The organism is Corynebacterium tuberculostearicum, assembly GCF_022347385.1.
Lineage (GTDB): Bacteria > Actinomycetota > Actinomycetes > Mycobacteriales > Mycobacteriaceae > Corynebacterium > Corynebacterium tuberculostearicum_M.
Window position 1 is genome coordinate 83272 of the sequence record NZ_JAKRDT010000007.1, and the last position, 15308, is coordinate 98579.

15 protein-coding genes are annotated in these 15308 nt (G+C 62.6%); 6 read left to right on the forward strand and 9 right to left on the reverse strand.

What is annotated here, in order from left to right:
* Nucleotides 1-112 precede the first annotated feature (112 nt).
* Nucleotides 113-1690: a lysine--tRNA ligase gene (gene lysS, locus MHK00_RS05655; RefSeq protein WP_250410806.1), complete on the reverse strand. Its 1578-nt coding sequence runs from the start codon at nt 1688-1690 to the stop codon at nt 113-115.
* A gap of 190 nt (nt 1691-1880) precedes the next feature.
* Here lysS and MHK00_RS05660 point away from each other — a divergent pair, with 190 nt between their 5' ends.
* From MHK00_RS05660 to MHK00_RS05685, 6 genes are all read left to right on the forward strand, one after another.
* Complete coding sequence (locus MHK00_RS05660; protein ID WP_250410807.1) at nt 1881-3983, forward strand: PhoX family protein; 2103 nt, start codon at nt 1881-1883, stop codon at nt 3981-3983.
* A 227-nt stretch (nt 3984-4210) separates the two neighbouring features.
* Entirely contained in the window at nt 4211-5923 is a 1713-nt protein-coding gene (locus MHK00_RS05665; protein ID WP_250410808.1) for a carbon starvation CstA family protein, read from the forward strand.
* Nucleotides 5907-6164: a cory-CC-star protein gene (locus tag MHK00_RS05670; RefSeq protein ID WP_200435736.1), complete on the forward strand. Its 258-nt coding sequence runs from the start codon at nt 5907-5909 to the stop codon at nt 6162-6164. The genes MHK00_RS05665 and MHK00_RS05670 overlap by 17 nt, the downstream gene beginning before the upstream one ends.
* Nucleotides 6155-7096: an ArsA family ATPase gene (locus MHK00_RS05675; protein ID WP_250410809.1), complete on the forward strand. Its 942-nt coding sequence runs from the start codon at nt 6155-6157 to the stop codon at nt 7094-7096. The genes MHK00_RS05670 and MHK00_RS05675 overlap by 10 nt, the downstream gene beginning before the upstream one ends.
* 49 nt (nt 7097-7145) lie before the next feature.
* Nucleotides 7146-8444, forward strand: a complete 1299-nt coding sequence (locus MHK00_RS05680) for a C1 family peptidase (protein ID WP_250410810.1) — start codon at nt 7146-7148, stop codon at nt 8442-8444.
* Between the two features lie 13 nt (nt 8445-8457).
* A complete protein-coding gene (locus MHK00_RS05685) occupies nt 8458-9759 on the forward strand; it encodes a C1 family peptidase (protein WP_250410811.1) in 1302 nt (433 codons plus the stop codon).
* 12 nt (nt 9760-9771) lie between these two features.
* On the opposite strand, the gene MHK00_RS05690 is transcribed toward MHK00_RS05685, so the two are convergent.
* Genes MHK00_RS05690 through folP form a run of 8 tightly spaced genes read right to left on the reverse strand, consistent with a single transcriptional unit; the run spans nt 9772 to nt 15298 of the window.
* Nucleotides 9772-10392: a GNAT family N-acetyltransferase gene (locus tag MHK00_RS05690; RefSeq protein ID WP_005325668.1), complete on the reverse strand. Its 621-nt coding sequence runs from the start codon at nt 10390-10392 to the stop codon at nt 9772-9774.
* The gene (locus MHK00_RS05695) at nt 10392-11282 is read right to left on the reverse strand and encodes a pantoate--beta-alanine ligase (RefSeq protein ID WP_250410812.1); all 891 of its coding nucleotides are present in this window, start codon (nt 11280-11282) and stop codon (nt 10392-10394) included. The genes MHK00_RS05690 and MHK00_RS05695 overlap by 1 nt, the downstream gene beginning before the upstream one ends.
* A complete protein-coding gene (locus MHK00_RS05700; RefSeq protein WP_005329912.1) occupies nt 11279-11953 on the reverse strand; it encodes a Rossmann-fold NAD(P)-binding domain-containing protein in 675 nt (224 codons plus the stop codon). The genes MHK00_RS05695 and MHK00_RS05700 overlap by 4 nt, the downstream gene beginning before the upstream one ends.
* Nucleotides 11954-12991, reverse strand: a complete 1038-nt coding sequence (locus MHK00_RS05705) for a cytochrome P450 (RefSeq protein ID WP_250410813.1) — start codon at nt 12989-12991, stop codon at nt 11954-11956.
* A gap of 5 nt (nt 12992-12996) precedes the next feature.
* Nucleotides 12997-13470: a DUF3180 domain-containing protein gene (locus MHK00_RS05710; protein ID WP_005325664.1), complete on the reverse strand. Its 474-nt coding sequence runs from the start codon at nt 13468-13470 to the stop codon at nt 12997-12999.
* Nucleotides 13467-13952 carry a 2-amino-4-hydroxy-6-hydroxymethyldihydropteridine diphosphokinase gene (folK, locus tag MHK00_RS05715; protein WP_005325662.1) on the reverse strand — a complete coding sequence of 162 codons (486 nt, stop codon included), beginning with the start codon at nt 13950-13952 and terminating at the stop codon, nt 13467-13469. Before folK ends, MHK00_RS05710 begins: the two co-directional genes overlap by 4 nt.
* Complete coding sequence (gene folB, locus MHK00_RS05720) at nt 13952-14332, reverse strand: dihydroneopterin aldolase (RefSeq protein WP_250410814.1); 381 nt, start codon at nt 14330-14332, stop codon at nt 13952-13954. Before folB ends, folK begins: the two co-directional genes overlap by 1 nt.
* Before the next feature lie 3 nt (nt 14333-14335).
* Nucleotides 14336-15298 carry a dihydropteroate synthase gene (gene folP, locus MHK00_RS05725; RefSeq protein WP_250410815.1) on the reverse strand — a complete coding sequence of 321 codons (963 nt, stop codon included), beginning with the start codon at nt 15296-15298 and terminating at the stop codon, nt 14336-14338.
* Between the last annotated feature and the right edge of the window lie 10 nt (nt 15299-15308).

Below are 15308 nucleotides of genomic sequence, written 5' to 3' on the forward strand. Positions count from 1 at the left end.
GTGGGAACCTGTGCTGACCTTTCGCAGCATGAATGTGGGAAGAAACACCAGCTGAAAATAACAAGGCCGTCAGCCCGCGCGGGCTGACGGCAAAGCGAGAGGACGCTAGGTGCTACTTCTGCTCCGGTTTAACCAGTGGGAAAAGCACGGTTTCGCGGATTCCCAGGCCGGTCAGGGCCATCAGCAAGCGGTCCATGCCCATGCCGGTGCCGGCCGTAGGCGGCATGCCCTGCTCCATTGCGGCAAGGAAGTCTTCATCCAGCACCATGGCTTCGTCATCGCCACCGGCGGCCAGGCGGGCCTGATCCTCAAAGCGCTCGCGCTGGATAACCGGGTCCACCAGCTCGGAGTAGCCGGTTGCCAGCTCGAAGCCGCGGACGTAGAGATCCCACTTCTCGGTCACGCCCGGCTTGGAACGGTGCTGACGAGTCAGCGGGGAGGTCTCGACCGGGAAGTTCTTGACAAAGATGGGGCCTTCCAGCTGGTCCTCGCACAGGACCTCCCAGATTTCCTCCACCAGCTTGCCGTGGCCCCAGCCGCCGTCCTTGGGGACGTCAAGGCCGATGACGTCGGCAATGCCCTTGAGCGTTTCAACGTCGGTATCGATGGTGACCTCCGGCTGGTCCGGGAACTTGCGCTGCAGGGCCTCATTGAGGGAGGGGTACATCTCGATTTCGGGCCACTCTTCGCCGCCAAAATCGAACTCAGTGCCATCCGCCAGGGTGACGGTGGTCGAGCCAAAGACGTCGCGCGCTACGGCCTGGATGGACTCGCGCGTCATGCGGGCGCAATCGTCATAGTCGCCCCATGCGGCGTAGGTCTCGAGCATGGCGAACTCCGGCGAGTGGGAACGGTCCACGCCCTCATTGCGGAAGTTACGGTTGATTTCGAAGACGCGGTCAATGCCGCCGACGACGGCACGCTTCAAGTACAGCTCCGGCGCAATGCGCAGGTAGAGGTCAATATCCAGCGCATTGGAGTGGGTGATAAACGGGCGAGCGGCCGCGCCACCGTGCAGGGTCTGCAGCATCGGGGTCTCGATTTCAACGAAGTCCTGGCTTTCCAGGTAGTTACGCAGCGCGCGCATGACCTTCACGCGGATCATGGCGTTCTTGCGGGCCTCTTCGCGGATAATGAGGTCGTTATAGCGCTGACGCACACGGGTATCTTCTGCCATATCGGCAAAGGACACCGGCAGCGGGCGCAGGGACTTAGCGGCCATGGTCCACTCGGAAACCATGATGGACAGCTCGCCGCGGCGGGAGGAAATTACGCGGCCGCGCACGGAGATGAAATCGCCCAAGTCAACATCGGACTTCCACGCGTCGAGGCGCTCCTTGCCTACCTCGGCCAAAGAAAGCATGGCCTGCACCTGGGTGCCGTCGCCATCTTGCAGGGTGGCAAAGCACAGCTTGCCGGTATTGCGCATAAAGATAAGGCGGCCGGCAATGGCGTGGGTTACCTCGGTCTCCTCGCCTGGGGCCAGGTAGGTCACGCCTTCTTCCGTGCCCGGCTCTTCGCCCTCAGCCACTACGCGGAAATCGTGGCGCAAATCCTTCAAAGAGATGGTGCGCTCAACGGTTACCGGGTAGGCCTCTACGCCGGATTCCAGCAGGCGATCGCGCTTCTCGCGGCGGATGCGCAGCTGCTCAGGGACATCGTTTACTTCATTATTCTTCTGCTCGCTCACGTTAGCCTAGGGTAGTCGATCCCCACCGCAGCACGCGATTTAGCCCACGCCACCTTCACCCCGGAAAAGATTTACGCATAATTCACTTCACTGTCACCTTAGCGCCAACGCACAGTTACTGAGATCCCCTTATATAAATGGCTGTCCCCGTGTCTAAACAATATTTTCGACCTTTTTTGGAGCAGTAATAATGGCGCTTAAAGGCCGCAACCTTCTCTCTAGTCTCTTTGCCTCCTCTCGTTCCAGCCTGACCTGCACCTACAAGTGCGGTAATGCTTGCTTTGGCGAGTGCGAGAACAAGTCCGATAACCCGTACTTTGCTGACCAGTTCTCCCGCCGTACCGCGCTGCGTGCGGGCAGCCTGTCCGTCGTCACCGTTGGCGGCGGCGCCGCTTTGGCGGCCTGCTCCAACCCGGATGACGCGTCTAACGAGGCTTCTTCTTCCGAGGGCAAGGGCGGCAAGACCTCTGAGGCGAACGTAGAGCTCACCTCCGCAGAGGGCATGAAGTTCGACCCAGTTCAGCCAAACGAGAAGGACGAAGTGGTCATCCCGGATGGCTACGAGCAGTCCGTCCTCATTGCTTGGGGCGACCCGCTGTTTGAGGATGCGCCGGATTTCGATGATAAGAACCAGACCGCCGAGGCAGCCGAGAAGCAGTTCGGCTTCAACAATGACTTCGCTGGCCTTATCGAGCACCCGGACGATGACAACCGCCTTATCTACGTCTGCTCCCACGAGTACACCACCGAGCCGCAGATGTTCCCCAACTACGATGCGGATAACCCCACCGAGGAGCAGGCCAAGATCGGCTGGGCTGGCCACGGCCACTCCATCGTGGAGGTATCTAAGGTAGGAAAGACCGGCGAGCTCAAGCGCGAGTTCGGCCCGCTCAACCGCCGCATCACCGCCACCACCGAGTTCACCCTGGTGGGCCCAGCTGCCGGCTCCGATTACGTCAAGACCTCCGCCGATAAGACCGGCAAGAAGGTCAAGGGCACCCTGAATAACTGCTCCGGCGGCATCACCCCATGGAACACCATGCTCTCTGGCGAAGAGAACTTTGACCAGTACTTCGCCCACGCCAAGCTGGATGACAAGAAGGCGCAGGAATCCCTGGAGCGCTTCGGCATGGAAGACGGCGAGTCCCAGCGCAAGTGGGAGCGCTTTGATAAGCGCTTCGACGTCTCCAAGGAGCCGAACGAGCCGAACCGTTTTGGCTGGATCGTAGAAATCAACCCGCTGGACCCGAAGTCCACCCCGGTCAAGCACACCGCGCTGGGTCGCTTCAAGCACGAGGCCGGCAATATCCACATCGCATCCGATGGCACCGTCGTGTGCTACTCCGGCGATGACTCTCGCTTCGAGTACATCTACAAATTCATCTCTACCAAGAAGTACAAAGAAGGCGACATCGAGCACAACCTCACCATCCTGGACCACGGCACCCTGTACGTGGCCAAGGTAGAGGGCAACTCTCCAGAGGATGAAATTGACGGCTCCGGAGTGCTGCCAGAGGATGGTGCCTTTGATGGCAAGGGCGAATGGATCAAGCTGCTGACCTCCGATACGGAGAACAACAAGTTCGAGTCCCACGTTGATGGCATGTCTGCCGAAGAGGTTGCCGTCTACACCCGTGAGGCCGCCGATAAGGTGGGTGCCACCAAGATGGACCGCCCTGAGGATATGCAGGTTCACCCAGACTCCGAGAAGGTCTACGTGGCCCTGACCAACAATAAGTACCGCGGCGCTACCGGCGAGAATGCCAAGAAGAACAAGGAAGAGCCGATGGAGTGGGCTCCTGTCAAGGAGAACAAGAACGGCCTGGTCATGGAGATTGAAGATGACCACGCTGGCGAGAAGTTCACCTGGAACCTCTTCCTGGTCTGTGGTGACCCGAAGGAAGCAAATACCTACTTTGGTGGCTTTGACAAGGAAAAGGTCTCCCCGATTTCCTGCCCGGATAACCTGGCCTTCGATAGCCACGGCAACCTGTGGATCTCTACCGACGGCAACGCCCTTGAGTCCAACGATGGCCTCTACGCCGTGACCACTGAGGGCGATACCCGCGGTGAGCTCAAGTGCTTCCTGACGGTTCCGGCAGGAGCCGAGACCTGCGGCCCCATCGTCACCGATGAGCGCGTGATGGTCAACGTCCAGCACCCAGGCGAGACCGATGACGCCACCTTTGAAAAGCAGACCTCCCACTGGCCTGAGGGCGGCAAGTCCACCCCTCGCCCGGCAGTGGTTGTGGTGTGGAAGAAGGACGGCAACATCGGCGTCGATAAGAAGTAGCCACCACCTGGTTTAAGCACCCACCGCGCGGCCCTCGTTCCTCCACTGGAACTGGGGCCGCGCAGTTGTTTTCCCTGCCGACTGCATGGAGCACTGCGCCCCAAACCGCCTTCCAAAGATAAATCCACCCGCCGGTCTCCCCCACGGGCTACTACCTATGTGAGTTATGGCATACTATCCGCACGTGTGAGACACGCCACCTGACCGCCCATGAGGAGACGCACACCATGAACTCTCTAGTCCTCGCCATCATCGGCATCGCGATGATGGGTGCCGGCTATCTGCTCTACTCCAAGTTCCTAGGAAAGAGCATTTTCCGGCTATCCCCGAACTACTCCACCCCGGCCCACACCATGGAAGACGGCGTGGACTACGTGCCCACCAATAAATACGTCCTGTGGGGCCACCACTTCACTTCCGTGGCGGGCGCCGCGCCCATCATTGGTCCGGCTGTAGCCGTCATCTGGGGCTGGGTTCCGGCGTTTCTCTGGGTCACCCTCGGCACCGTCTTCTTTGCCGGCATGCACGATTTAGGTGCGCTGTGGGCGTCGCAGCGCCACAAGGGCCAATCCATCGGCACGTTGTCTGGTCGCTACATTGGCAAACGCGGGCGCAACCTCTTCCTCATCGTCATCTTCCTGCTGCTATTGATGGTGAATGCGGCCTTCGCCGTGGTCATTTCGAACCTGCTAGTCTCCACGCCGACGGCCGTAATCCCCACGTGGGGCGCCATCGTCGTCGCGCTGCTTATCGGCCAGGCCATCTACCGCCTGAATTGGAACCTGCCGCTGGTCTCCATCGTGGGCGTTGTCGCGCTCTACGCGTTGATGATCATCGGTGACCGCGTGCCTGTGGTCCTACCAGATACGGTCTTGGGCATCCCCGCCAACGGCGTGTGGATCATCTTGTTATTCATCTACGCCTTCATCGCTTCGATGCTGCCGGTATGGGTATTGCTGCAGCCGCGCGACTACATCAACGGCCTCCAGCTTTTTGTGGGCCTGGCCATCTTGTACGGCTCCTTCCTCATTACCCGCCCTTCGCTGGCCGCACCGGCGCTGCGCGACAACGTACCGGACGGCACCCCGGGCATCTTCCCGCTGCTCTTCGTCACCATCGCTTGCGGCGCTATCTCCGGCTTCCACGGCGTGGTGGCCTCTGGTACCTCGTCCAAGCAGGTGGATAAGGAAACTGACGTGCGCTTTGTGGGGTACTTCGGCGCCGTGGGCGAGGGCCTACTCGCGCTGGGCACCATCATCGCCACCACCGCGGGCTTTAAGTCCCTGCAGCAGTGGGAAGAGATCTACTCCGAGTGGAATGCCGGAGGTGTGGAGGCCTTCGTGCAAGGCGGCGGCGCACTCATGAATGAGGGCATGGGGATTCCCACCTCCCTCTCCGGCACCATCTTGGCCACTATGGCCGTCCTCTTCGCCGCCACCACCATGGACTCGGGCGTGCGCCTGCAGCGCCTCGTGGTGCAAGAAATTGGCGAGATCATGGGCGTGCGTATCAAGGCCTTGGCCGCCACCGTTATCGCGGTGGGCTTGGCCTTCGGCCTGACCTTCTCCGCCGGTGCGGATGGATCCGGTGGCATGACCATCTGGCCGCTATTCGGCACCACCAACCAGCTCATGGCGGGCCTTTCCTTGGCCATCGTGGTGGTCATCCTGACCCACCTGCGCCGGCCAACGTGGCCGGTGGTCTTCCCACTCATCTTCGTTACCGCCATGTCACTGTGGGCCGCACTCCTCCAGCTGAAGTCCCTATTTATCAGCCAGAACTGGCTGCTATTCTGCATGGACGTCATCATCGTGGTGGCCGCCATCTGGGTCATTGTGGAGGCCGTCGGCGCCATTTCCCGCGCCCGCAAGGAGACCCCGCTGGAGTGGACCGATGATGACCTTGACGCCCCGCTGCCCGAGCATGCTCGACAAGCTTAAGGCACTTGCGGCCGGGCTCAATGAGTACTACCAGGCCCCGTATCGTGCCAGCTTTGCCAAGGCCCAGCAGCAAGAAGATGATCTCTTCATGATGCTGGTCGCCTCGGAGGCGCTCGGCATCCCCAACCCGGCCAGCTATTACACCCTGGAGCTTTTGCCGTTGGTCTATGAGGATTTCCACGCCTGGCATACCCGCATGGGAATGGATAGATCCCCGCTGGAGAATATTCAATGTTGTTAGAGACCGCACCCATCATGTTCTTTGGCGGCAAGGGCGGGGTGGGCAAAACCACCCTGGCCACCGCTACCGCGCTGCGCCTTTCCCGTGAGCACCGCGTCTGCCTGGTGTCCACGGACCCGGCGCATAACCTGGGGCATATTTTTGGTGCCTCGCTTGGCGACGCCCCCGTAAACCTCACCCCTACCTTGTCCGCCATCGAGATCAACCCTGCGCGCGCGACCGAGCAACACCTAGCGCAGGTAGGGAACTCGATGCGCCGCTTTATGCCCGAGCACCTCCATGGTGAGGTTAAGAAGCACCTCGATCTAGCCCGGCAATCGCCCGGCACACAGGAGGCCGCGCTATTGGAGCGCATCGCGGCGCTGGTCGTGGAGGAGTCGGACTTCGACTACCTCATCTTCGATACCGCCCCCTCTGGGCACACTTCGCGGCTGATGGCCCTGCCGGAGATCATGGCCGCCTATACCGATGGCCTGCTATCCCGGCGCGAGAAATCCGATAAATTCGGCTCGCTGGTGCGCGGGATGTCTAACGGCAGCGGCGCGGATAATGACCCGGTGGACCGGCGCAATCAGGAAATTCGCGCCACGCTTTTCCAGCGCCGCGAGCACTTTGCCCAGCTGCGCACCGCGCTTACCTCCCCGCGCACGGTCTTCCACATCGTGCTCACCGCCGAGCGCCTGCCCGTGCTGGAGTCAGCCGAGTTTCATGCGGATCTTACGAGCAACGGTGTGCGGGTGGGATCCATGCTGGTCAACCGGCGCACCCCGGCCGACCAAGGCGAGTTCTTGGCAGCCCGGCGCGCCACCGAGGATGAGGCGCTCGCGCTCCTGCGTGCCCAGCTGCCTGATACCCCGGTGCGCGAGGTTCCGTGGTTGCCGGAGGAAGTGGGGACTCCGGGGGCCGTCGGCAAGCTGGCGGCCCATCTCTAGCTCCACCCGCCCGCGCCGCTGTGGGCTCGGGTCTGCTAAAACCGAAACTATGACTTTGCTCACCAACGAATGCCTATCCCAGTTACGCGAGGAGGCCGCGGCCGATTCCCGGCTGCGCATCGCGCGCAACGCCATTACCAACGTCGGGGCGGCCAAGGCGGCCCTGGACCGCGACCGTATTACGGCCCTCTACCCCACCACCGAGGTCAAGCTGGATAGCTTGGGCGTATCGGACCAGAAGCGCTCGGGCCGCTGCTGGATGTTCGCGGCGCTGAACGTCTTCCGTCACCGCGCGGCCAAGGAGCTCAACGTTGATAACTTCGAGTTTTCCTTCACCTACCTGCAGTACTTTGACAAGCTGGAACGTGCCAACTTGGTACTCAACCAGCTGCTGGACAAGAAGGACGCCGGCTGGGACGAGCGCACCGTCGCCGCGGTGCTAGACCACGCGGGGGCCGATGGCGGCTGGTGGTGCTTCTTTAGCAACCTCGTAGCCAAGTACGGCGCCGTTCCTGCCGAGGTCATGCCGGAGGTGCGCTCGTCTGGAAATACCGCGGAGATGAACCGCGACCTCGCCACGGTGGTGCGTCGTGCCGCCGCCCAGGACGGACCGCGCGAAGAAATCCTCGCCCAAGCGCGCAAGGATATCCACCGCATCCTGGCCATCCACCTGGGCACCCCGCCGGAGGAATTTACCTGGGCGTATCGCACCAAGGACGAGCAATTCGTGCGCCTGCACTCCACCCCGCGCAAGTTTGCGGATAAGTACCTGCCGAACTTGGACGAGTACGTGGTGCTGGCCGATGACCCCCGATCCACCAACCCCAAGCATCGCGTGTTTAGCAGCGCCGAGGAGACCAATGTGTTGGGCGGCGCACCGCAGGAGTACCTCAACGTCAGCGCGGACGAGCTGAAGGAAATTGCCAAGCGCAGCCTGGCGGCCGGCGAGCCGGTGTGGTTTAGCTGCGATGTCAACCGCCAGTTCTCCTTCCTCAACGGCGTATGGGACGAGGGATTGGTAGATACCGATGGCCTCTACGGGATCGATTCCTCCATGAGCAAGGAGGAGCGTTTTACCTCCGGCGAGACCGCGCCCACCCACGCGATGGTGCTCACCGGCGTCGATGGTGACCGCGCCTGGCGCGTGGAGAACTCCTGGGGCTCTAAGCCGCCGCGCAAGGACGATGGCGAGGACGTGCCCGGCAAAGGCTTTGCCACGATGGCCGATGCCTGGTTTGACCAGAACGTCTTCCACATCGCCGTGCGCAAGGAGCACCTGAGCGACGCGCTTGCCCAGGCTCTTGCCACCGAACCGATTGAGCTTCCCCTCTGGGACCGGATGAACTAAGGAGAATCGAAAAATGACCGAGATTAAACCGAACGAGGTTCATGCCGCCACCGCCGAGCTCACCAGCGATGCCACGCTGCGCCTGGTACGCAATGGGGTGGCCCAGGAGGGCGTCGACAAGCTCAGCCTCGACCGTGAGCAACTGCGCAGCCTTACTCCGGTAACCAGCCATAAGCTAGATTCCTGGGGCGTGGCCGACCAGAAGGCTTCTGGCCGTTGCTGGATTTTTGCCGGCCTCAATTCCCTGCGCGGCGGGCTCATGGACAAGGCCAAGCTCAAGGACTTTGAGCTCTCGCAGACCTATATTTACTTCTTTGACAAGCTGGAAAAGGCCAATTGGTTCCTCACCGCCATGGCTGAGCTCAAGGACCGCGAGATTACGGACCGCACCGTTGCCAATCTCATGGATGATCCCATCGATGACGGCGGCCAGTGGTCCATGTTCGTCGCCCTGGTGGAAAAGTACGGCGTGGTGCCGCAGTACGCCATGCCGGAGACCGCGTCTTCCGAGGCCACGGCGATGCTTAACCGCAATCTGCAGACCGTGCTGCGCCGCGCCGCCCACCGCATCCGAAGCGGCGAAGAGGGCGCGCATGAGCAGGCGCTTGCCGACGTCTACCGTATCCTCACCGCCAACCTTGGCCTGCCGCCCGAGGACTTTGTGTGGCAGTACCGCGATAAGGACGATGAGTTCCACCGCGCGGGCACCTATACCCCGCAGGAGTTTGCCCGGGAATACCTGCCGGCGGACCTAGGCGAGTACGTGTGCGTGGTCAACGACCCGCGCAATGCCTATGGCGAGCTCTACACCGTGGAGTACCTGGGCAACGTGGCGGGAAAGCGCGTGACCTATCTGAACGCGCCTGTGGAGGTGCTGCGCGATGCCGCGCGTGACTCAATCGAGGACGGTCAGCCGGTCTGGTTCGGCTGCGATACCGACCAGCAATCCGATGATGAGCACGGCGTGTGGGCCAAGCACCTGCACGATTATGAGGCCTTTTACGGCGTGGAGATGGATCTGGACAAGGCGCAGCGTTTGCGCCTGCACGAGTCCCTCATGACCCATGCGATGGTCTTTACCGGCGCCGATATCGCAGACGATGGCACCGTCAATCGCTGGCGCGTGGAGAATTCCTGGGGCCCGAAGAAGGCCGATAAGGGCTTTTGGACCATGGCCGATGACTGGTTCGATGAGTTCGTCTTCGAAATCGCCGTGCACCCCTCCCGCTTGCCGGAGCAATACCAGGCGGCGTTGCAGTCCGAGTCCGTCACCACCCTGCCGGCCTGGGATCCGATGGGCGCGTTGGCGCGTTAAGCCTGCGGCGTGCTAGGCCTGCGGCGTGCCAAGGCGGCGCACATAGAGCATGCACTCCAAGTCGCGGTCCTCGTTGACCGCGATGGTGCGCTCGCCCACCTGAGTGAAACCGCGGCTGTCATAGAACTGGTAAGTGCAACCGTCATCGGTAAACAGGTAGACATTCTTTCCCTCGTGACGGGCTTCGAAGGCCTCGAGCAGCGCCGTGCCCACGCCGCTCACGCCGGAATTGGGGTCGGCAACGAGGAAGCCGATTTCGCCATCAATGGGGTGCTTACCCAAGTACTTGAGCAGCATGTCCTGATTGGCGGCATCGTAATCATCGCGGTGCCCACCCGGGCGCAGGTTATTAAAGATTTCCACCGCATGAACAAATGCCTTGCGCCACCACGGATATGGCAGCGCGGGCTTGCCCTTCATGGAGGCTAATAGCACGCCGAGGAAGCGGTCGCCATCGTAGGCGGCCAGGATATCGGTGGCCTTGGCGCGCTCTAAATCCCAAAAGTAGCGGCCATAGGCGCGCTCGAAGCGGCGGCTTTTGACAAACCAGTGCAGGTGCATGCCCTCGATGGCAAAAGAAATAGCCTTGGGCTCATCGCGCGGGTCAAGGTCGCGGATCTGGATATCGGTCATTAGTCCTCCGATGGCTGCTGGGAAGCGGTACCCTGCGCGCGCTGTTGCTCGCGCTCGAGCTCGGCCTTGGCTTCGTGTTCTTCAATATTATTAAACCCGATGCCCAGCGGCAGCCCGACATTATCGATGAGCCGGATGCCGCCGATTGTCGCGGCGACGAGCAAGCGGGCATCGCCCTCCTCGGGAGGGGTGCCGAGGTCGCGGCCGCGCACCTCAAGGTAGTCCGGCTCAACGCCTGCTGCGCGCAAGACTTCCGCGGCAACCTCACGGACCTTATCGGCACCGGCTTCGGCGGCATGTGCGCCGGCGGTCAGCGCGGCGGATAGGGCCGCGGCCTGGTCGCGGGAGTCGGCCGGGACGTTGGTATTGCGCAGGCTCATCACCACACCATCGGGCATGCGTACGGCGGGCACGCCCTGCACACGGACACCCAGGTGGAAATCTTGAACCGCGTGGTGGATGGCGAGGAGGAGCTCGTAGTCCTTTTCTCCGAGGAGGACGTCGGTAGGCGAAAGCGTCAGGATGAGCGCAAGGTACAGCGAGAGATCCTCGCTGAGGTCCGGCTCGAGGGCGGTCGCGGCGTCGGCCGGAGCCACGGCGATGCGGCGGCCGTGCGGCCACAAGGCCTCTGGCGAGTAATCCCACACGATGTCCACGCCCTCGGCGCGCAGGAGTTCAAGGTCCTCCTCGTGCGGGGACTGCAGGGCCACGACGGTAACCGCGCCGCGGATGTGCTTGGCCGCGCGCACCAACGCGATATGGCCGGCGTGCACGCCGTTGGTCAGGGGCACGAAGGCCACCGGGCGACCAGTCTTATGAAAGGCGCTGCCAACCATGCGGATGCGCTCAATCTCGCTGATAACGGTGGCGTTTCCCAGCTCTAGGCTCATCGGCTCTCCTCTTGTAGGGCCCACATTTCCAGCTCCTCGCGGCCGTCTACCTCGCCTAGGCGGCGGGCAACCTCCACGTAGCTGCGGCGCAGGCCGGGATCGGTGGCGCCGCGGTAGGCAGCAATGGCTTCTTGACTATCAAAGTCACTGCCTACCGGCGGCCATTCCTCCGTCGGGGCGAAAAATTCTGCTTCCCGTGCCGCAGGTACCTGTAGCCGGTGCAGCATGTCGGCATAGTAGACGCGTGCGGCAAAAGGGGCACGCTCGGCGTCCGATAATGCGAGAACATCGGCGTGAAACTCCCCGGCGATGAGTTCCACGATGGTTTCACCTAGCTCATCCAAGGTGGTTGCAGCCCACCGTCCAGAAACGATAGGGGCAAGCGCGGCTACCACACAGCCGCGAGTCTCCAGCGGATCCAAAACCTGTACGCCACGCGACAGGCAGGTGTGGACGGCAATAAGACCGCGGTGAACGTGGGGTTCCAGTAGTTCTACTGCAGCATCTAGGCGAGCATCGCCGACCGCAATGATAAGCGCCTCAAAGGAAGAAAGCTCCGCTGGATTGGAGATTTCAACAATCTCGTGGCCGGCACGCGCCATTTCTCCGGCTAGGTTGATACCAGCCGAGCTACGACCGAAGAGTGCTACCCGCATGCGTGGCGGGCGCATTTATTTATCCTTCTTTTTCTTCGCCTGGGCCAGCAGCTCGGCCACGGAGACCGCGCCCTCGCGTTTATCATCGCTGCGGCGGCGGCCGCGGGAATCGGGCTCATCGGCGGCCGCGCGGTGATGCGCGCGGCCCGCCTTCTGGCGCACCGGCTCGGACTTTTCTGGGGCTACGTGCTGGCCGGAGCCCGGGTACTCCGCACGCTCATCGCGCTGTGGTGCCGGCTGCTGCGGAATGTCCTGGGTTTCGTCATTGGCCGTGGTGGCAGCCTCTGGCTTGCGATGGCTACCGTGGTGCTCGCTGGCCGCGGACGTGCGGGTATTCTTCAGGGAATCATCGCCGCCGGTATCCCAGCGCACGGCCTGGAAACCACCAGTATTAAAGGTGGAGGCACCAGAAGTCTTGCCGGAGGTGCGCTGCGCACGGGTCTTTTCGCTGATGATGTCATTAAGCGGATTAGCCTCGGCGTGCGCCGCGGACGGCTGGTTGCCCAAGCGGCCGGCGATGGCATCAGCGGACGGGGCGCCGGAGGAGGACTGGGTGAAGTCCACATTGCCTTCCTCAGAGCCAGGGCGAGCGGCGGCCGCGGTCTGGGCCTCGAGCTGCATGATGCGGCGCGCCTCGGCGTGCAGGGCGGCCGGTTCATAGGTGAAGTCCTGGCCGGAAAGATCCTCAATCTGCTTGCGGATGGAAGCCAACTCGGTGCGGATCTCATCGAGCAATTCCTGATCCGGCAGGGGCTGGCCGTCGGCGGTGCGGGCCTGCTTAAGCTCGGCGCGGTGAGCGCGCTCCTGCAGCTCCAGCTTGGTCACGGATTCCTCGGCCTGGCGGCGGTAGCGCATCACCAGGAAGAAACCAAGCACGGCGGCCCACAAAGCGGCGATGAGCGCAATCTTAAGGGCTGCGGCAGAGCCGGAAATCAGCATGACGATGCTGGCTACAACGGCCAGCACCACGAGGACGATGAGCCCGATCTGGCCCAGATCCGGCTTGGTCGTCTTGGCGGGAGTTTTGCTAGAAGAAGAGCGCGGCTCAGTCATGCTCACTAATGTACCGCTTGTACCCCATCTGGTGGGGGCGGGGTCTCGCAGTGTCGTTCTAGCCGCAGGCCAGCGGCGGCCATCGCGAGGCCACCAAGCGCGGAGGCAATGACGCCCACGAGGTCATCAGAGGCCGCGGTGAGCGTACCGGCGTTGGGAATGACGTAGACAGCAATGCCGGCATAAATGCCACCCACGATGGCACCCGTCCATGCCGAGGCCTTTCCTACCAGCATGAACTGCGTGATGGTCATGGGGTTGAGCTGCGAATTATCCAGGCCGATGCCATGCTCGTCCTCGGTGGCTTGATCCACCTTCCAGGTCAGCGCCACACAGATGACGGCCATGAGCCACAGCGTGGCGGAGACCGTTACCGGGATTTGCAGCATGGAGCCATAAAAGCGCGTGGTGAGGATGGCCGCCGCGGCGGCAAAGAAGACCCCGGTGCCGATGAGGGCACCCAGCGAGGTCCGTGTCATAGCTCCTCCATCATGCCCAGCCGGCGAATATCGGCGCGCTCCTGCGGGTCGAGTGCTGCTACCCGCTTGGCGACGCCCTCCCCACTCAACCTAGCACCAGCATCGGCCGCCAACCACGGAATCAGCACGAAGGCGCGCTCGTGGGCATAAGGATGCGGGACGATAAGCTCCGGGTCGTCGGAGGTATAGCCCTCGATGTCGACGATGTCCACATCCAGCGTGCGCGGTCCCCAGTGGCGCACGCGCACCCGCTCGGCGGCCTCTTCAAGCTTCTGCCCGCGGCGCAGCAGTTCCTTCGGGGTCTCCTCGACATCCACGATGAGCACCGCGTTGAGGAATTCGTCCTGGTCCGTCACGCCCCACGGCGGGGTGGCATAGACGGGCGAGGCGGCAACGATCTCGCCGGCAAACTCGTCGAATACCGTGCGCAAAAGCTCCACGCGGTCATCCATATTGGAGCCGATGGATAGCACCGCGCGCATTAGAGGGTCCTCGCGTGCTTGCGGGAGCGGCGGGCGACCACGGCGACGTCGGCAAAAGTGCGCGGAATCGGCGCCTGCGGCTTGTGCAGGGTGACCTCCACAGCATGCAGGCCCTCGAAGGTGTCCATGATGGTATCGGCGACCTCGCTGGCGACGGTCTCAATGAGGTCGCGGGCGGGGCCTTCGATGATTTTCGCGGCGACGTCGGCAAGCTCGGCGTAATTGATGGTCTTGGTCAGATCATCGGTGGCGGCGGCCTCGGCGAACTCGGACCAGCAGGTAATGTCCACGATGAAGGGCTGACCGGTGCGCTTTTCTTCTTCAAAGGCGCCGTGGTAGCCAAAGCATTCTAGGCCGGTGAGCACGATGCGGTCTGCCATGTTTTACTCCTCAGGGTTGCGCGGTAGGGCGGTGGATTTCATGGTGCCGTTGCCGTCGGCGCCGTTGCTATAGCTACCGCTGGCATTGGCCCCTCCCTTGTAGCCATCGCCGGCGTTCCAAGCCGCGGCCACATCGACGGCGTCGCGGGAGACGGCGACCTCGTGCACGCGCACGCCCCACGCGCCCATCTGAGCGGAAATGGCGGTCACGGCCGCAGTCGCGGGATCGGCCAGCAGGGGGCTGGACTCCACCCCACGGTCCTCTCGGATGGCGGCGAGGAAACGCTTGCGGGAGGCTCCCACCAGCATGGGGAATTCGGCGTCGAGGAACTCCGGCAGGGCCTTGAGCAGCGCCCAGTTATCCTGCGGGGTCTTAGCAAAGCCCAGGCCCGGATCGAGCACGATATTATCGCGGCGCACGCCGGCCGCCAGCGCGTTATTCGCCAGGCGTTCGAGGGTCTCATGCACATCGCGCACCACATCGCCGCCGTGGTCGGCGCTACCGGCCGCGGAACCAAAGGCGCCTTCCTGCAGCGTGCGCCAGTGCATCAGGCACACGGGCACGCCGGCCTCGGCCATCGCGCGATACATCTCCGGATCAGCCAAGCCACCGGAGACGTCATTGATCATGTCCACGCCGGCCGCTGCCGCCGCGCGGGCCACCGAGGCGCGCATCGTATCCACGGAGGTGCGTATGCCCAGCTCGCTCAGCGCCTTAATGACGGGAACCACGCGGCGCTTTTCGACGTCCGCTTCTACCCGCACCGCACCCGGCCGGGTGGACTCACCACCGACGTCAATCATGTCCGCGCCCTGCGCCACGAGTTCGCGGGCGTGGTTGATGGCGGCATCGACGTCCAACCACTTACCGCCATCGGAGAAGGAATCCTCCGTGACGTTGACGATGCCCATCACCAGCGTGCGGTTGGTGATGCTCAGATCCGATACCGAGGTTGCCTGCTGCATGGCGTGCTCC